The sequence below is a fragment of the Pseudomonas sp. DTU12.3 genome (assembly GCF_004124275.1).
GTDB lineage: Bacteria > Pseudomonadota > Gammaproteobacteria > Pseudomonadales > Pseudomonadaceae > Aquipseudomonas > Aquipseudomonas helmanticensis.
In genome coordinates, this window is record NZ_CP027218.1 from 3,781,934 (window position 1) to 3,798,925 (window position 16,992).

A 16,992-nucleotide genomic window follows, 5' to 3' on the forward strand; every position below is an offset into this window, starting at 1 on the left:
CAAATAAGGCATGAGGAGTGGACATCCTGAAACAGCTTACTCGCGAGGAACTCGAGTCCGAGGTCACGCGCCTGCGTCTGGCCGTCAAGGCAACCTGCGATGCCGTCTGGGACTGGGATCTGAAAACCAGCCAGGTTATCTGGAACGATTCGCTGCAACAGGCGTATGGCTATGCGTCAGCAGCCATCGAGCCAACGTGTGACTGGCGCTTTGCACAGATCCACGCGCAGGATCGCGCACGGGTCGAAACCTCGATTCGCGCTGCGATTGATGGCTCTGGCACGACTTGGAGTGCTGAGTACCGGTTTCGCTGCGAGGACGGTTCCTACGCTGAGGTGCTTGACCGCGGCCATCTGATCCGTAACGCCGATGGCCAGGCAGAACGCATGATCGGGGCGATGCTCGACCTGACCCGCTCGCGCAGTGCCGAAACGGCACTGCGCCGGAGCGAAGAACGCTTCAGCACCATTCTGCAAACCATCGAGGCGGCGTTTGCCATCGTCAAGGTCAAATTCGACGCCGACGACCGTCCTATCGATTATTGCTTCGTTGAAGCCAACCCGGCGTTCGAACGTCAGGCTGGCGTCAACCTGCGTGGCAAGTGGGTGACCGAGTTCGCTCCCAACCTGGAGAGTTTCTGGTTCGAGACCTACGGCCATGTCGCCAAGACCGGCGAGCCAGCCAACTTCGAGAACTACGCGAACACGTTCGAACGCTGGTTCGACGTGCGCGCCGTGCGTGTCGGCGACCCGGCCGAACGGCAGATTGCGATCTTCTTCAGCGACGTCACCGAGCGCCGCGACGCGCAGGAACGCTTGCGCGTCAGCGAGGCGGTCGCCCGGGAGAACATCGAGCGCGTGCAACTCGCCCTGGCGGCTGGCGCCATCATCGGCACTTGGCATTGGCACTTGCCCACCGATCGTTTCAGCGTCGACGAAGCCTTCGCAAGGGTTTTCAACCTTGATCCTGCCTTGGGCCGAGACGGTCTGAGCCTTGAGCAAGTGGCGATGACCGTGCATCCCGAGGACCGCGAAGGACTCACCGCGGCCATCAATGAAGTCATCGCCCGGGGCGGCCCCTATTCACACCAGTACCGAGTACGCGGTGCGGATGGCCAATACACCTGGATTGAGGCAAACGGACGCGTCGAATGCGCCGAAGACGGCACGCCTTTGCGCTTCCCCGGCGTGCTCATCGATGTCGAAGACCGGCGCAATGTCGAAGCCGAGCGAGACCGCGTGACCGCCGCTTTAAAAGCGCTTAACGACACACTGGAACAGCGGGTGTCGGCGCGAACGGCGGACTTGATGCAAGCAGAGGAAAAGTTACGTCAATCGCAGAAAATGGAAGCGGTCGGGCAACTCACCGGCGGTCTGGCGCATGACTTCAACAATCTTCTGGCGGGCATCTGCGCAGCCCTTGAGTTGATGGAAAAGCGCACCGCCCAAGGCCGTTTCAACGACCTCGACAAATACATGCTGATCGCCCAGGACGCGGCCAAACGCGCTACCGCCCTGACCCATCGCCTACTGGCCTTCTCCCGGCGACAGACACTCGATCCGCGGCCGACCGAAGTCAACGCGCTGATTGCCGGCATGACCGAGCTGATCCAGCGCACCGTCGGCCCCGGTATTCGCCTGAAGACCGTCGCTGCAGCCGATCTTTGGCCAGCCCTCGTCGATGCCAGCCAGCTGGAAAACGCTCTGCTGAACCTGTGCATCAACGCCCGCGATGCGATGCCCGAGGGCGGCAGCATCACCGTCGAGACTGCCAATCGCGCGGTCGAGGGCGAGTTGGCGCACGCACTGGACATGCCCGAAGGGCAATACCTGTGCCTGTCTGTCACCGACACCGGCACGGGCATGAGCGCAGAAGTGATCGCCAAAGCCTTCGACCCGTTTTTCACCACCAAGCCGTTGGGCCAAGGCACAGGCTTGGGGCTTTCGATGATTTACGGTTTCACCAAGCAATCCGGGGGTCAGGTGCGGGTGCAATCGACTGTGGGACACGGCACCACGATGTTGATTTACCTGCCGCGTTACTGCGGCGAGGCGCAGCACAATCACGATGACGCGCAAAGTACGACCTCGCCTCATGCAAAAGCAGGCGAGACCATCCTGATTGTCGACGACGAGCCCACCGTTCGCTTGCTGCTCAAAGATGTGCTGAGTGACCTCGGCTACCACGTGCTCGAAGCAAGCGACAGCGTTGAAGGGCTCGAAGCATTGCGCTCAAGTGCGCACATCGATTTGCTGATCACCGATGTCGGCTTGCCCGGTGGCATGAATGGCCGGCAGATGGCCGACGCGGGCCGGCAAATAAGACCGAAACTGAAGACCTTGTTCATTACCGGGTACGCCGAAAGCTCGGTGCTCGGTAGCGGTCAACTCGGCCCGAGAATGCAGGTGCTGACCAAACCCTTTGCGGTCGACACACTGGTTTCACGTGTCAGTGGCCTGCTGTCCATCAAGTACACGCCCGAGTTCTGAAGCCTCCCGCGTTCGGCATAAAGCTCATACAAAACGAAAGCCTGCTTTTCAGGGCAGGCTTTGCGTCTTCGCCGTGTCTCGACTTACTTCTGCAACGCCGTCAGCGCCGAGTAGCTGTTCATCAGGTTGCGATAGTTGGGAATCCGCTGTGACAGCAGATTACCCAGCCCTTCGATATCGTTGCGCCAGTCGCGGTGCAGCTCACACGCCACCGAGAACCAGTTCATCAGTTGCGCACCGGCTTGGGTCATGCGGCTCCATGCCGCTTGTTGCACGGTGGTGTTGAAGGTGCCGGAAGCATCGGTTACCACAAACACCTCAAAGCCTTCTGCCAGCGCCGACAAGGTCGGGAACGCTACGCACACATCGGTGACCACACCGGCGATGATGATCTGCTTGCGACCAGTCGCCTTGATTGCCTTGACGAAATCTTCGTTGTCCCAGGCGTTGATCTGGCCAGGGCGAGCGATGTACGGCGCGTCCGGGAACATCTCTTTCAACTCAGGGACCAGCGGGCCGTTCGGGCCTTGTTCGAAACTGGTGGTGAGGATGGTCGGCAGGTTGAAGAACTTGGCCAGATCGGCCAAGGCCAAAACGTTGTTCTTGAACTCGTTCGGCGAGAAGTCCTGCACCAGCGAAATCAGCCCGGTCTGGTGATCGACCAGCAGTACGATGGCGTCGTCTTTGTTCAGGCGGTTGTAGGTTGGAGTGGTCATGGTCTGCGTCCCTTTTGAGTTTTGAAATTGTTGTTGCGTTCAAGTTGGGTACAGATTACTGACGCATTGAAAAGGGATAAATCGGCTGAAAAGCGTTTCACCGTCAACTTCAACAGGACAATCGCCTGACCTCACGTCCAGCCTTCCAGGCGCATCGTCGCGCGCACCAGCCGCTGCTCTTCGCTTTCGATCTCCTTGAGGTTGTCACTGATGCTCTGGATATGCGCGACAGCGGCCTTGCGCGCCTGTTCCGGCAGGCGCCCGGTCACGGCGTTGTAGAGGCGCGCGTGTTGGCGGTCGATCTGGCGTTTCTGCGGTTCGCGGTGATAGAGGTTGTTGACCGAGGCGAACACCGTGTTCAGCAGCAGATCAGTCAACGAGCGCAGCGTCTGCACCAGCACCGGGTTGTGCGAAGCCTCGCAGATCGCCAGATGGAATGCGTGGTCGAGCCGCGCATGTTCGGACGCTTGCAGCTCCCGGCCATGCGCGTCGAGCAGGGCCTGATAGCTGCGGGTGATCAGGACAAAATCCGCTTCAGTGCCGCGCAACGCCGCCAGCCGCGCCGACTCGCCTTCCAGCAGGCTGCGCACTTCGAACAGGTCGTACAGGGTGCGCGGTTGCGAGCTGAACAAGTGCATCAGAGGCGATGCGGCGCTCTGCCCGGAAAGGTCGGCGACGAACGAGCCTTTGCCCTGCTCGGTGTTGATGATCCCGCGGGCGCGGAGCAGTTTCAGGCCTTCACGCAACGCGGTGCGCGAGACACCGAGCTTTTCCGTCAGCCGCCGTTCAGAGGGCAACAGTTGCCCGGTCTTCAAGACACCGTCGACGATCAAGCGCTCGATGCGCTCACAAACCACATCCGCCACCTGCACAGCCCGCCCTTCACTGGTATGACCAGCCATAACCCGTCACCTCCATGGTTAGCGATTGCATCGCATCTTGTTGTTTTAAAAGCCCAGAAAGGCCTTGTACGAAAAACCCGGCGAAAAGAACTGGTTCGACCAGTGCCGGACAACTGGACAGTATTGCCCGTGCGCCCAATGATGCAAGCACGCCCATTTGGCGTCGGCCTGTCAAAAACAATAACCAAGGGTTGCCTGCCCGCGATGAATATTCTCTACGACGAACGCGTTGATGGCGTGCTTCCGGCCTCCGATAAACCCGCATTGCTCAGTGCGCTGCGGGCGCAAATGCCGGAGCTGGAAATCCTCGACAGCGAGGAACAGTTGAAACCGTACGAATGCGACGGTTTGTCGGCCTACCGCACGACGCCAATGCTGGTGGTGCTGCCACGCGAAATCGAACAAGTCGCGACCATCCTCAAGATCTGTCATCAACAACGCGTGCCGGTGGTGCCGCGCGGCGCCGGCACCGGTCTGTCCGGCGGTGCCCTGCCGCTGGAAAAAGGCGTGCTGCTGGTGATGGCGCGCTTCAACCGGATTCTCGAAATCAACCCCGCTGGACGATTTGCCCGCGTGCAGCCGGGCGTGCGCAACCTGGCGATTTCCCAGGCGGCCGCACCGCATGGTTTGTATTACGCGCCGGATCCGTCTTCGCAGATCGCCTGTTCCATCGGCGGCAATGTCGCGGAAAACGCCGGTGGCGTGCACTGCCTGAAATACGGCCTGACCGTGCACAATCTGCTCAAGGTCGAAATGCTCACGGTCGATGGCGAGTGCCTGACGCTCGGTTCCGACGCACTGGACTCACCCGGTTTCGATCTGCTCGCACTGTTCACCGGCTCCGAAGGCATGCTCGGGGTGATCACCGAAGTAACGGTCAAACTGCTGCCGAAACCGCAGACCGCGAAAGTCCTGCTTGCAGCGTTCGACTCGGTGGAAAACGCCGGACGCGCGGTCGCTGACATCATTGCCGCCGGGATCATTCCGGGCGGCCTGGAGATGATGGACAACCTTGCCATCCGCGCTGCCGAGGACTTTATCCATGCCGGTTATCCGGTCGACGCCGCAGCAATCCTGCTGTGCGAACTGGATGGCGTCGAAGCCGATGTCGACGACGACTGCCGGCGCGTGCGTCAGGTGCTGCAACACGCCGGCGCCACCGAACTGCGTCAGGCCAGGGACGAGGCCGAGCGCGTGCGTTTCTGGGCCGGACGCAAAAATGCCTTCCCTGCTGTCGGCCGCCTGTCGCCGGATTATTACTGCATGGACGGCACCATCCCGCGCCGCGAATTGCCCGGCGTGCTGCAGGCGATTGCCGACTTGTCCGCCGAATACGCTTTGCGCGTGGCCAACGTTTTCCATGCCGGTGACGGCAACATGCATCCGCTGATTCTGTTTGATGCCAACCAGCCCGGCGAACTGGATCGCGCGGAAGCCCTCGGCGGCAAGATCCTTGAATTGTGCGTCAAGGTCGGCGGCAGCATCACCGGCGAACACGGTGTCGGCCGCGAGAAAATCAACCAGATGTGCGCGCAGTTCAGCAGTGATGAATTGACCCTGTTCCATGCCGTCAAAGCAGCATTCGATCCCGGCGGCCTGCTCAATCCCGGGAAGAATATTCCGACCCTGCACCGCTGCGCCGAATTCGGTGCGATGCATGTCCACCACGGCCAGTTGCCCTTCCCCGATCTGGAGCGTTTCTGATGATCAGTGAACATGGCCACGACGCTGCCGCCGAGCTGCTGCAACAGGTGGAGCAGGCGCTGCATGACAACCTTGCGTTGCGCATCCAGGGTGGCAACAGCAAATCCCGTCTGGGCCGCGAGAGCCACGGCGAGTTGCTCGATACTCGTGTGCATCGCGGCATCGTCAGCTACGACCCGACTGAACTGGTGATCACCGCACGCGCCGGCACGCCGTTGGCCGAACTGAATGCCGCCCTCGACGCCGCCGGGCAAATGCTGCCATGCGAGCCGCCACACAGCGAGGACGGCGCCACCGTCGGCGGCATGCTCGCTGCCGGATTATCCGGGCCGCGCCGCCCCTGGGCCGGCGCGGTGCGCGATTACGTACTGGGCACGCGGGTCATTACCGGCCACGGCAAACATCTGCGTTTTGGCGGCGAAGTGATGAAAAACGTCGCCGGCTACGATGTCTCGCGGCTGATGGCCGGCAGTTTTGGTTGCTTGGGATTGCTCACCGAAGTCTCGCTGAAAGTGCTGCCGAAACCGCGTCACAGCCTGAGCATTGCCCTGGACATCAGCAGCGAACGCGCACTGCTCAAACTCGCCGAATGGGGCCAGCAACCGATTCCGATCAGCGCCGCCAGCCACGACGGGCAACGCTTGCATCTGCGTCTGGAAGGCGGTGAAGGTTCGGTGACGGCGGCGCATGACCGCCTCGGGGGTGAACTTTTGGACGCGGCGTACTGGGCCGATCTGAATGCTCAGCGCCTGGCCTTTTTTGCCGATCCACGGCCGCTTTGGCGCCTGTCAGTGCCGACTCACACAGGCCCGTTGAGCCTGCCCGGCGAACAACTGATCGATTGGGCCGGAGCACAGCGCTGGCTGAAATCCGCTGCCGACGCCACGACGATCCGCGCCATCGCCATCCAGGCCGGCGGTCACGCCAGTTGCCATGCAAACTGCGCGCAACCGTTCCAGCCGCTCGCACCGGCGTTATTGCGCTACCAGCAAGCGCTGAAGACGCAATTGGACCCGAAGGGGATTTTCAACCCGGGCCGAATGTACGCAGAGATCTGATCATGCAAACCACCCTGAGCGAAAAATCCCTGCGCCTGGAACGCGCCGCAGAAGCCGAAAGCATTCTGCGCAGCTGCGTGCATTGCGGGTTCTGCAACGCCACCTGCCCGACCTATCAACTGCTCGGCGATGAGCTGGATGGCCCGCGCGGGCGGATTTACCTGATCAAGCAAGTGCTCGAAGGCAATGCCGTCAGCGCCACCACCCAACAACATCTCGACCGCTGCCTGTCCTGCCGCAACTGCGAGACCACCTGCCCGTCCGGTGTCGACTATCACAACCTGCTCGACATCGGCCGTGCGCTGGTCGATGCAGCGGCACCGCGCAGTCCCGGCCAGCGTCTGTTGCGCCAGGGTTTGCGCAGCGTGCTGCCCAACCCGTGGTTGTTCAAACCGTTGCTGAGCCTCGGCGAACAACTGCGTCCATTGCTACCACAGACTGTGCAAATGAAGTTGCCGCGACACATTGCGCCGGCCAAACCGAGACCGGCGCCAACGCAAGCCCGCCGCATGCTGATGCTTGAAGGCTGCGTACAGACCAGCCTGTCGCCGAACACCAACGCCGCGACCGCGCGGGTGCTCGACCGTCTCGGCATCAGCATCACGCCGATCAGCGAGGCCGGTTGCTGCGGCGCGATCGACTATCACCTCGACGCCCAACAGGCCGGACTGCAGCGCGCGCGGCGCAATATCGATGCGTGGTGGCCGGCGATCGCAAGCGGTGCCGAGGCGATCGTGCAGACCGCCAGCGGTTGCGGCGCGTTCATCAAGGACTACGCGCACCTGCTCGAACATGATCCGGCCTACGCGATGAAAGCCGCCAAAGTCAGTGCGATCAGTAAGGATCTGGTGGGGATTCTGCTGGCCGAACCACTGGAACAACTGCACGTAGCGCATAACGATCAGCGTCTGGCGTTTCATTGTCCGTGCACGCTTCAGCACGCGCTGAAACTCGGTGGTGCGGTGGAAAGTGTTTTGACCCGGCTGGGATTTCATCTCACACCAGTGCCCGACAGTCATTTGTGCTGTGGTTCCGCCGGCACCTATTCGATCACCCAGCCGGCACTTTCGCGGCAATTGCGCGACAACAAGATCAATGCACTGGAAAGCGCTTCACCGAGCCTTATCGTCACCGCCAACATTGGTTGCCAGGTTCACCTCGACAGCGCTGGCCGCACGCCGGTCAGGCACTGGATCGAAGTGGTTGAAGAATCCCTTCACGCGCAGGAAAAAGCATGAACAGCAAATTCGTCTTGAGCCAGAAAGAAGTGGCGCTGATCCTCGCCGCCGGGCGCACCGAAGCGCAGCGCAACCAATGGCCGGTGAGCATTGCCGTGGTCGACGATGGCGGGCATTTATTGGCGCTTGAGCGCCTCGACGGTTGTGCGCCGATTGGCGCTTACATCTGCATGGAAAAGGCCCGCACTTCAGCCCTCGGCCGCCGCGAATCGAATGTCTATGAAGAGATGGTCAACAACGGCCGTAACGCGTTTCTCTCGGCGCCGCTGCTGACCTCGCTTGAAGGCGGCGTGCCGATCATTGTCGATGGACAAGTGATCGGCGCGGTGGGTGTGTCCGGGGTCAAATCCGCGCAGGACGCGCAGATTGCCAGGGCTGCGGTCCTCGCGCTGCAAGGCTAGTCGTAGAACGGTTCGACCGCTGCGCGACTGCCGACAAAAAAACTGTCCGCGACCAAGCGCAAGGGTTGCAGGTCGAGGTCACTGGCGCGGTCGCCGATCAGCTGTTGGAAGTGCCGGTACACCGCCGCGTATTCTCCCTCCTCCGAGACAGCTTGCGGCACGCCGTCGATGCTCAACAGTGCACCACCATTGTCCAGGCGCAGAACGCCTTCAAGGCAACGGATCTCGATGCTCCAGAGTTCGTCGTGACCGTGGTCGAAATCGAATTCGGCGCGCACCTCTAGCTGACGCGCGTCGGACATCTTGATCGACGCAGCAATCGGCGACTGGCAATTGCCGGGCACGCGCAGTTCGGCGGATTCGACAAACAGCGGCAGCGCCAACAGGTGCGTGGCGATCGACAAGGCGTTGATGCCCGGATCGAACACGCCGAGGCCGCCGGGTTGCCAGATCCAGGCCTGGCCCGGGTGCCATTTGCGCACGTCTTCCTTCCAGTCGATCTGCACGCTTTGCAAAGTGCGCGAGGCGAGCCAGTCACGAGCGGCGGCGATGCCCGGCGCATAACGCGAATGCCAGGCAAACAAGCCGCTGACGCCCTGCGCCGCCACCTGATCAACCAGCGCCATGGCTTCGCCCAGCGTCGCACAGGGCGGTTTTTCCACCAGCACATGTTTGCCGGCCGCCAGCGCTTCTTGCACCAGCGCAAAACGCCCTTGCGGAGGGGTGCAAAACGCAATCGCATCGACCGCCGGGCCGTTAGCCAGCAACTCGCTCAGCGACTGGAAGTTTTCCACCCCGGCGCAAGGCTTGCCCTGGGTGGCGACAGACACCAACTGGAACGCCGGATTGGCGAGAATGGCGGGCACGTGTTGATCCTGGGCAATCTTGCCGTAACCCACCAGACCGAGACGGATCGGTTGCATCGGTAACTCCTGTTGTTGTTCTTGTATTGAAATGCGTGGCGCCAAGAGTACGTGCTTCTGCACCGCGGCTCCATCAGCCAATGGTCGCTGACCGCCTCAATCGAACAGGTCGCGAGGCAGCTCGACCCGCGCCAACAGGCCACCGCCACTGCGATTGTGCAAGGTCAGCTCACCGCCCTGCTCGCGCACGATCGCCTGCGCAGCCGAAAGGCCCAGCCCGACGCCGCCGGTATCACGATTACGCGAGGCTTCAAGGCGATAGAACGGATCGAACACCCGTTGCAACGCTGATTCGGGAATCCCCGGCCCTTGATCGCGCACCTCGATGCGGATCGTATGGTCGTCGCCGCTCAGCGCGATGCTCGGTTGCTGCGCGTATTTGGCGGCGTTTTCCAGCAAATTGACGATCACCCGTTTGATGCCCAGCGGTCTTCCCTCATACACCATATGCGCAGGGCCACTGAAGTCGACTGTCAGATGCTGGTCGCGGTAATCGTCGATGATGGTTTGCAGCAACTCCGACAGGTCGAACGCGGTGGGCTGCTCGCGGTGAGTGTCCTCGCGAAAGAACGCCAGCGCGGCGTTGATCATCGACTGCATTTCTTCGACATCACGGATCAGTTTGTGCTGATGATCGAGGTCTTCCATGAACTCGCTGCGCAAGCGCATGCGGGTCAGCGGCGCGCGCAGATCGTGGGAGATGGCCGCGAGCATGTGCGTGCGCTCGGCGATGAAATGCTGGATCTGCGCCTGCATGGTGTTGAAGGCGATGATCGCCTGACGTATTTCGTCCGGCCCTTCGACGTGGATCGGCGGCGCCCGCAAGTCGCTGCCGAAACGCCGGGCGGCGCTGGCAAAACGCTGCAGCGGAGTGGCCAACTGGCGCGTAGCGAGCCATGCCACCAGCAAGGTGGCGATCAATCCGAGGGCGATGACCACCGCGATTCGCGTGCCAACGCCGAGGCCCCAACTGCGTTGCGGCGGCGTGAACGACAACCAGCTGCCATCGACCAATTGCACCAGCGCGACGTAGTGCGCGCGCGGGCTGTCGCGCGGAAAGTCATCGGGGCTGAACACTTCGATCTCACGGTCGTCGCCGAGCAGTTGTTGCATCACCGGCCCTCTGCCCGCCTCGATTTGCGTGCCAATCGCAGGCAGGTCGAAGTCGGTGCGCCGGGCGTTCCAGACCACCTTCAGCATCGAGTTGCTGGCTGCGCTGGCCAGTTGCGGGCGCAGCGCCGTCGGGCCGGCTTCGATCAGCCGCGTGGTCACGGCAATCTGTTCGAGCAGGCCGGTGCGTTCAATCGGCGGGCGCGCCCAGATCCCGGCGACCTGCACGAACAAGGCATTGAGCGCCAGTGAAGCGAGCATTGCCGCGAGGATGGTCAGGGCTATTCGCCGGCGCAGGGTGTCGCGGCGCAACAGACGGCGGATCACGAGCGGCTGACCTTGGCGGTGAACATGTAGCCGCCATTGCGCACGGTGCGGATCAGGTCCGGGCGTTTGCTGTCGGGTTCGATCTTGCGCCGCAGGCGACTGACCTGGACATCGATGCTGCGATCAAACGCGTCGTGGCCTTCGCCATGCGTCAGGTCGATCAATTGTTCGCGGGTGAGAATGCGTTGCGGATGGTCGAGAAACACCACCAACAGGTCGAACTCGCCAGCGGACAGCGGGATCATCACCTGCTCCGGCGAGCGTAACTCGCGACAGGTGATATCCAGGTGCCAACCGGCGAAGGCAATCACCGGTCGCGGGCGTTCACTGGGCGGACTTGGCTGCTCGCCGGCCCGCCGTTGCAATGCGCGCACCCGGGCGAGCAATTCGCGCGGTGCGAAAGGCTTGGTCAGGTAATCGTCGGCGCCGAGTTCCAGGCCAACAATGCGGTCGCTGAGCTCGGCCATCGCCGTGAGCATGATGATCGGAATGCCCATCTGTGCACGGATTTTCTGGCACAGGCTCAGGCCGCCTTCGCCGGGCAGCATGACGTCGAGGATGATCGTGTCCGGACGCTGCTGCGCGATGGCCGCCCACATCGCCACGCCATCGGGCGCGACATCGACCTCGTAGGCGTGCTGAACGAAGAACTTCTTCAGCAGGGACAGCACTTCCACGTCGTCGTCGACGAACAGCAATCTGCTCACGGTCACAAGATCCAAAGGCCAGAAAAGAGCGCATCTAAAACCATTTCGCCGTCCCGGTCATTTATTTCAATCGCGCAACATTCCTACCGCGCCGACAACAATCGGACATTCCCCGGCAATCCTCCTCGGGCACTCTGCAGGCAATTCATCGCAGGGGGCTCCCATGAAGGAATTCAATCAGAGGTACACCGCCGAGGGCCACGCCAGTCATCGTCCGTTGATCCTCAGCCAGCGCACCACGGCACCCGGGCACGATACGCCGATTCTGTTTCAGGAGGCATGCCTGGGCCTGACCGGCAATCAGGAGCGCATCGTCCTGCGCCGCTACTTCGAACAATTCAGCCCGGACAGCGCGCACTGGGTCGAATACGTGCATTCGATCCCGGTCGCCGACCTGGTGAACTGGATCATGCGCCACGGCCAGTTGCACATCGAGTGCTCGGACAACATTCCGCCAGCCCACAAGGAAAGCCATTGATGCTCGGCAGTTTTTCCAGGTCACTGGTGCTTTCCGCCACCTTGAGCTTGCCGGCCTGCAGCAGTAAAACTGTCGAACCGAAGTTGTACAGCGGATTTCTGCATGACTACAGCGTATTGAGCGAGCGCCAGTCGCCGTCAGGGCAGCCGGTACTCGGCTGGGTCAGCCCGGCATTGGCCCGTGGCCGTTACACCCAGGCCTATCTGGCGCCGAGCCAGTTTTACCCGAACGTTGCGCCGACCGCGCGGATTCCGCTGAGCACGCTGTCCGGCGTGACCGATTGCTACGACGCGGCGCTCAGACAGGAATTGGGAAAAATCATGCGCCTGGTGTCGACACCCGGCCCCGGTACACTGATCGTGCGCCCGGCAATTACCCGGGTTGCCACCCGCACCCAGGGTTTGCGCTTTTATGAATGGCTGCCGGTCACCCTGGTCGCGGCGGGCGTAAGCACTGCCACCGGTATTCGCGATCAGGACAGCGAAATCGCCACCGAAGTGTCATTCGAGGATGGTTCGACCGGTGAGGTGGTCGCCACAGTGATCCGCAAGGGCACCGGCGTGCCGCTGGAGAACGACAAACAAGTGCTGAGCGCCGATGACGTCAAGGTCGTGCTGGACGGCTGGGCCGGCGATCTGGGCAAATCCTACATGGCGTTGCGCAAGTAAACGGCCGTCGGCAAGGCGAGGTGTGCGTCGGTTATGAACTAATAACCCCTTCATTATGCGGTCGCTGAAACGTTGTACTAGGATAGGATCCAATTCCCGAGGCGTTTTTACCGGTCAAGGAGCTTCACCCCGGCGCCTGCGGGACACGAGCCGCCCATTGCAACTCATGGATGAACGACATGAACTCACACCTGTTCCCGCAGATTGGCAAAGTCATTGCCAGCACCGGCAGCCGGCATTTTCCGCGCATGCTGCACGACCTGATCCTCACTCAACTGGCGGTGGACGCCACGCACATCCGCCAGATGCGCGTCGAGCCGGTCAGCCGCGCAACCCATCGCAGCGGCCCCGAGCCGCTGAAAGAGCCAGCCTTGCTCGCCGAAACCCTGTTCTCCGAACACAGCGCAGCGGCCAGCCACGATCTGCCGCCGCCGGAGTCAGCCAACGTCACCGATGCCTCGCAACTGCACCTGACCCGCCGCAAAGACGGTTTTCGCTACGTGATTTCGGTGTACCGCAACGGCCAGTCGCAACGTTTTTCCGCGCAGGAGCGCAACCTGTTGCAGGACATCTCTCCGGTGTTGCTACCGATGGTCGAGAAACACATCAACGCCGTGCAACCCGCCAGCCCTGACGCCGAAAGCCCCAGTGAATCCCCAGAGGGAACCGGCCTGGAAACCCTGCGCCTGCGGTTCACCGAGCGCCTGCAGCAATTGGGCCTGAGCCTGTCGAACCGTGAAAGCGAAGTGTGCATCGGCCTGCTCGCCGGGCGCACGGCCCCGGAACTGGCCGGGCAGTTGCAACTGAAGGTCAACACGGTGGAAAGCTATCTCAAGCGGGCAGCGATCAAATTGGGCATCAGTGGCCGGCATTCGCTGATGCGCTGGATGTATTCACCGCAGGAAACCTCGGCATCGAGCGCTGCCTGATAACCCTGCAAAAACCGCTGTTTGATAACGCCGCAAAAAACCTCGTTATCGACCGCTGGCTGATAACGCCGCTACCCCGTAGGAGCTGCCGCAGGCTGCGATCTGTTGATCTTCAAAACAACATCAACAGATCGCAGCCTGCGGCAGCTCCTACAGGGGTGGTTCGTCAGTCGCGGGCGAGCGCTTCGATCGGGTCGAGGCGCGAGGCGTTGCGCGCCGGGACGAAGCCGAAGACGATGCCGATCAGCGTCGAGCAGATCACCGCCGTGAGCACTGAGGTCAGCGAGAAGACCATCTCCCATTCCTTGATAAACAGCGAAAACAGATGCCCGATGGCATACGACAGCGAAATCCCGATCGCCCCGCCCAACAGGCAGACCATCACCGCCTCGACCAGAAACTGCTGACGAATATCCGACTGCCGCGCCCCCACCGCCATGCGAATGCCGATCTCCCGCGTACGCTCGGTTACCGAAACCAGCATGATGTTCATCACCCCGATACCGCCCACCACCAGTGAAATCACCGCAATCAACGACAACAGCAAGGCCAGCGAACGACTGGTTTTCTGCACCGTCTGCAACACGCTGTCGAGGTTGTTGGTGAAGAAATCCTTGCTGCCGTGGCGTTGCAACAACAGCTGCGTGACATGCTCTTCAACCACCTTGCTCGGCTGGCCGTCCTTCATGCGCACGCTGATGCTGTCCAGATAACGCTGACCCAACACCCGCCCGGCGGCCGTTTCGTAAGGCACCCAGACGTTAAGGGTCTTGCCCGAGGCAAACAGGCTTTTATCCTGTGCGGCGACGCCGATCACCGTGCACGGCAGGTTACCGATCAGGATCACCTGGCCCAACGGATCGACATCCTGGCCGAACAAGCGCTGACGAGTGTTGTGATCGATCACCACCACCTGCGCCTGGCGCCGCGCATCGCTTTCGCTGAACGCAATGCCCGCCGCCATCTTGATCCCGCGCACCTTGAAATACTGATCGCTGACCCCGTTGACCTGCGCATCCAGATCGATATTGCGGTAGCGCAACAACAGACTGCGGCCGATCATCGGCGTGGCGCTGTCGACGTAATACAGCTGATTCAAGGCTGTGACATCGGCCGGCGTCAGGGTTTCGATGGCCGCTGCACGCTTGTCACCGTAGCTGCTGCCGGGATAGACATCGATGGTGTTGCTGCCAATCGCCGCGATGTCCTTGAGCACGTAGTTCTTGGCGCCCTCGCCGACCGCCGAGATCGACACCACCGAGGTGATGCCGATGACAATGCCGAGCATCGTCAGCAAGGTGCGCATGCGGTGCGAGATCAACGCGACCCAGGCCATGCTGAAAGCTTCCTTGAACAGGCCGAGGCTGGCGACCAGACGCCGTGAAGCGGTGGCTTTCGGCGCCACCGGCTCATCGCTGAGCAAGTGCGTGGTGTCGCGTTCGTTGGCGCGGTCGCTGAGGATTTCACCGTCGCTGACTTCGATGATGCGCTCGGCGTTGGCCGCGACTTTCGGGTCGTGGGTCACCAGAATCACCGTGTGCCCGGCCGCGTGCAGCTCCAGCAGGATGCGCATCACCTCTTTGCCGCTGGCGGTGTCGAGTGCGCCGGTGGGCTCGTCGGCGAGGATCACTTCGCCGCCATTCATCAACGCTCGGGCGATACTCACCCGCTGCTGCTGGCCACCGGACAACTGGCTCGGCCGATGCGTCAGGTGGCCTTCCAGGCCCAGCCGCGCCAACAGCTCGCGGGCGCGGGCATGGCGTTGCAGCTGGGGGGTGCCGGCATAAATCGCCGGCATCTCGACGTTGTGCATCGCACTCAGGTGCGGCAGCAAATGGTAGCGCTGGAAGATGAAGCCGAAGTAGTCGCGGCGCAGTTCGGCCAGCGCCTGATTGTCCAGGTCGCGGGTTTCCTGGCCGTTGATTTTGTAGCTGCCGGCGGTGGCGTAATCGAGGCAACCGAGGATGTTCATCAGCGTTGACTTGCCAGAGCCGGAAGCGCCAATGATCGCGACCATTTCCCCGGCATGGATCGTCAGGTTGATGTTGTTCAGCGCGAGAAATTCACGGTCACCAGCGGTGAAACTGCGGGTGATGCCGGTGAGCTGTAACAGTGGCTCAGTCATGTTCAGGCCCCCGCCACATTGGTCAGCGGATCACCGATCACCACCCGATCACCTTCAGCCAGACCGCCATTGATCTGCACTTTGACGTTGTTGTTGATCCCGGTCTGCACATTGCGCGACTGCGCGTGGCCCTTGGCGTCGAGCACGCGCACCGGGAAACTGCCATCGGCATTGCGCGGGCCGAGCGCCGCCACCGGCACGGTCAGCACAGCCTTGGCGGTGTCGAGGACGATGCGCACCTGCGCGGTCATCGAAATGCGCAGGCGATGGTCGGGGTTCGGCACTTCAAACAAAGCGTTGTAGAACACCGCGCTGCTTTGCTTCGGCGTGCCGGCGGGCGGCGTTTCGAGAAAGTTCTGCGGCGCTGGATCGGTGCCGCGCAATTTCGCGTAGTAGCGTTTGTCCTCGCCGAGAATAGTGAAATACACCTCCTGCCCCGGCGCGATATGAATCACATCGGCCTCCGAGACCTGCGCCTTGACCGTCATGGTGTCCAGATCCGCCAGCTTCAGCAGGACCGGCGCCAGTTGGCTGGCGATGACTGTCTGGCCTTCCTGAGTGACCACGCCGACCACGTCGCCATCGATCGGCGCGACAATTCGCGTGTAGGCCAGATTGACCTTGGCGGTGTCGATCTGGATGTGCGCACTTTTGATCTGCGCATCCAGCGACATCAGGTTGGCCTGCTGCACCTGATAGTTCGACTCGGCGGTTTCGAAATCCTGGCGCGAGATCGACGCATCCTCCTGCAGGTTCTGATAGCGCTCGTAAATCGCCTTGGTCTGCTTCAGCTGGGCCTGCGTGGCGCGTTTCTGTGCTTGCAGGTTTTCCTCATCGACCTGAGCCTGGCGCAGGGTGTTCTGCAGCACCAGCGGATCGATCTCCGCCAGCCACTGGCCTTTTTTCACCTTGTCGCCGACCTTGACCTTCAGCGACTTTAGCTGACCCGAGACCTGCGCACCGACGTCAACCTGCTTGATCCCTTCGAGTACGCCGGTGGCCAGCACCGCGTTCTCGATGTCATCGCGCGCGACCGTGGCGGTCAGGTACTGCGGCGCCTCCGCCGGTGCCTGCACCGTGTAGAACACCAACCCCGCCACCACCGCCAACGCCAAACCCATACCGACTTTGCGCCACTTCGACTTTTCCATAAATGCCCACAAGTCCGTTCAGGATCGAGCCCGGCGCGACGCCGGGCTCTGCTAGATAAACAACAA

The 16,992-nt window shown here is 61.7% G+C and carries 15 protein-coding genes; 8 read left to right on the forward strand and 7 right to left on the reverse strand.

Going from position 1 to position 16,992, the window contains the following annotated elements:
- The first annotated feature begins 17 nt into the window (after nucleotides 1-17).
- Nucleotides 18-2,489 carry a PAS domain-containing protein gene (locus C2E19_RS17210; protein WP_129394294.1) on the forward strand — a complete coding sequence of 824 codons (2,472 nt, stop codon included), beginning with the start codon at nucleotides 18-20 and terminating at the stop codon, nucleotides 2,487-2,489.
- Between the two features lie 83 nt (nucleotides 2,490-2,572).
- Here the strand turns inward: C2E19_RS17210 and ycaC are convergent, their stop codons facing one another.
- A complete protein-coding gene (gene ycaC, locus C2E19_RS17215) occupies nucleotides 2,573-3,205 on the reverse strand; it encodes an isochorismate family cysteine hydrolase YcaC (protein WP_129394295.1) in 633 nt (210 codons plus the stop codon).
- A gap of 131 nt (nucleotides 3,206-3,336) precedes the next feature.
- Complete coding sequence (gene glcC / locus C2E19_RS17220; RefSeq protein ID WP_129394296.1) at nucleotides 3,337-4,107, reverse strand: transcriptional regulator GlcC; 771 nt, start codon at nucleotides 4,105-4,107, stop codon at nucleotides 3,337-3,339.
- Nucleotides 4,108-4,311: 204 nt separating this feature from the next.
- On the opposite strand from glcC, the gene glcD reads away from it, so the two are divergent.
- Genes glcD through C2E19_RS17240 form a run of 4 tightly spaced genes read left to right on the forward strand, consistent with a single transcriptional unit; the run spans nucleotide 4,312 to nucleotide 8,508 of the window.
- On the forward strand, nucleotides 4,312-5,811 hold the full coding sequence (glcD, locus tag C2E19_RS17225; RefSeq protein ID WP_129394297.1) for a glycolate oxidase subunit GlcD: 1,500 nt from the start codon (nucleotides 4,312-4,314) through the stop codon (nucleotides 5,809-5,811).
- Entirely contained in the window at nucleotides 5,811-6,869 is a 1,059-nt protein-coding gene (glcE, locus tag C2E19_RS17230; RefSeq protein ID WP_164979435.1) for a glycolate oxidase subunit GlcE, read from the forward strand. Before glcD ends, glcE begins: the two co-directional genes overlap by 1 nt.
- Before the next feature lie 2 nt (nucleotides 6,870-6,871).
- Entirely contained in the window at nucleotides 6,872-8,107 is a 1,236-nt protein-coding gene (glcF, locus tag C2E19_RS17235) for a glycolate oxidase subunit GlcF (RefSeq protein WP_129394298.1), read from the forward strand.
- Entirely contained in the window at nucleotides 8,104-8,508 is a 405-nt protein-coding gene (locus C2E19_RS17240) for a heme-binding protein (RefSeq protein ID WP_129394299.1), read from the forward strand. Before glcF ends, C2E19_RS17240 begins: the two co-directional genes overlap by 4 nt.
- Here C2E19_RS17240 and C2E19_RS17245 read toward each other — a convergent pair.
- The 3 genes from C2E19_RS17245 to C2E19_RS17255 form a co-directional block, all read right to left on the reverse strand.
- Entirely contained in the window at nucleotides 8,505-9,431 is a 927-nt protein-coding gene (locus tag C2E19_RS17245; protein WP_129394300.1) for a Gfo/Idh/MocA family protein, read from the reverse strand. The two genes, C2E19_RS17240 and C2E19_RS17245, sit on opposite strands and share 4 nt — an antisense overlap.
- A 96-nt stretch (nucleotides 9,432-9,527) precedes the next feature.
- A complete protein-coding gene (locus C2E19_RS17250) occupies nucleotides 9,528-10,868 on the reverse strand; it encodes an ATP-binding protein (protein WP_129394301.1) in 1,341 nt (446 codons plus the stop codon).
- A complete protein-coding gene (locus C2E19_RS17255; RefSeq protein ID WP_256661213.1) occupies nucleotides 10,865-11,575 on the reverse strand; it encodes a response regulator in 711 nt (236 codons plus the stop codon). The genes C2E19_RS17250 and C2E19_RS17255 overlap by 4 nt, the downstream gene beginning before the upstream one ends.
- A 163-nt stretch (nucleotides 11,576-11,738) precedes the next feature.
- On the opposite strand from C2E19_RS17255, the gene C2E19_RS17260 reads away from it, so the two are divergent.
- From C2E19_RS17260 to C2E19_RS17270, 3 genes are all read left to right on the forward strand, one after another.
- On the forward strand, nucleotides 11,739-12,053 hold the full coding sequence (locus C2E19_RS17260; protein ID WP_129394303.1) for a hypothetical protein: 315 nt from the start codon (nucleotides 11,739-11,741) through the stop codon (nucleotides 12,051-12,053).
- Nucleotides 12,053-12,721, forward strand: a complete 669-nt coding sequence (locus C2E19_RS17265; RefSeq protein ID WP_129394304.1) for a DUF3313 domain-containing protein — start codon at nucleotides 12,053-12,055, stop codon at nucleotides 12,719-12,721. Before C2E19_RS17260 ends, C2E19_RS17265 begins: the two co-directional genes overlap by 1 nt.
- 179 nt (nucleotides 12,722-12,900) lie before the next feature.
- A complete protein-coding gene (locus C2E19_RS17270; RefSeq protein WP_129394305.1) occupies nucleotides 12,901-13,650 on the forward strand; it encodes a helix-turn-helix transcriptional regulator in 750 nt (249 codons plus the stop codon).
- Nucleotides 13,651-13,816: 166 nt separating this feature from the next.
- Here C2E19_RS17270 and C2E19_RS17275 read toward each other — a convergent pair whose 3' ends face one another.
- Nucleotides 13,817-15,775, reverse strand: a complete 1,959-nt coding sequence (locus C2E19_RS17275) for a MacB family efflux pump subunit (protein ID WP_129394306.1) — start codon at nucleotides 15,773-15,775, stop codon at nucleotides 13,817-13,819.
- Between the two features lie 2 nt (nucleotides 15,776-15,777).
- Nucleotides 15,778-16,926, reverse strand: coding sequence for a macrolide transporter subunit MacA (macA, locus tag C2E19_RS17280; RefSeq protein WP_129394307.1), 1,149 nt, complete (start codon nucleotides 16,924-16,926; stop codon nucleotides 15,778-15,780).
- Nucleotides 16,927-16,992: the final 66 nt, after the last annotated feature.

Coding starts and splice junctions, on each gene's coding strand:
- ycaC (WP_129394295.1), bottom strand. CDS start 3,205: ATGACCACTCCAACCTACAACCGCCTGAACAAAGACGACGCCATCGTA.
- glcC (WP_129394296.1), bottom strand. CDS start 4,107: ATGGCTGGTCATACCAGTGAAGGGCGGGCTGTGCAGGTGGCGGATGTG.
- glcD (WP_129394297.1), top strand. CDS start 4,312: ATGAATATTCTCTACGACGAACGCGTTGATGGCGTGCTTCCGGCCTCC.
- glcE (WP_164979435.1), top strand. CDS start 5,811: ATGATCAGTGAACATGGCCACGACGCTGCCGCCGAGCTGCTGCAACAG.
- glcF (WP_129394298.1), top strand. CDS start 6,872: ATGCAAACCACCCTGAGCGAAAAATCCCTGCGCCTGGAACGCGCCGCA.
- C2E19_RS17240 (WP_129394299.1), top strand. CDS start 8,104: ATGAACAGCAAATTCGTCTTGAGCCAGAAAGAAGTGGCGCTGATCCTC.
- C2E19_RS17245 (WP_129394300.1), bottom strand. CDS start 9,431: ATGCAACCGATCCGTCTCGGTCTGGTGGGTTACGGCAAGATTGCCCAG.
- C2E19_RS17260 (WP_129394303.1), top strand. CDS start 11,739: ATGAAGGAATTCAATCAGAGGTACACCGCCGAGGGCCACGCCAGTCAT.
- C2E19_RS17265 (WP_129394304.1), top strand. CDS start 12,053: ATGCTCGGCAGTTTTTCCAGGTCACTGGTGCTTTCCGCCACCTTGAGC.
- C2E19_RS17270 (WP_129394305.1), top strand. CDS start 12,901: ATGAACTCACACCTGTTCCCGCAGATTGGCAAAGTCATTGCCAGCACC.
- C2E19_RS17275 (WP_129394306.1), bottom strand. CDS start 15,775: ATGACTGAGCCACTGTTACAGCTCACCGGCATCACCCGCAGTTTCACC.
- macA (WP_129394307.1), bottom strand. CDS start 16,926: ATGGAAAAGTCGAAGTGGCGCAAAGTCGGTATGGGTTTGGCGTTGGCG.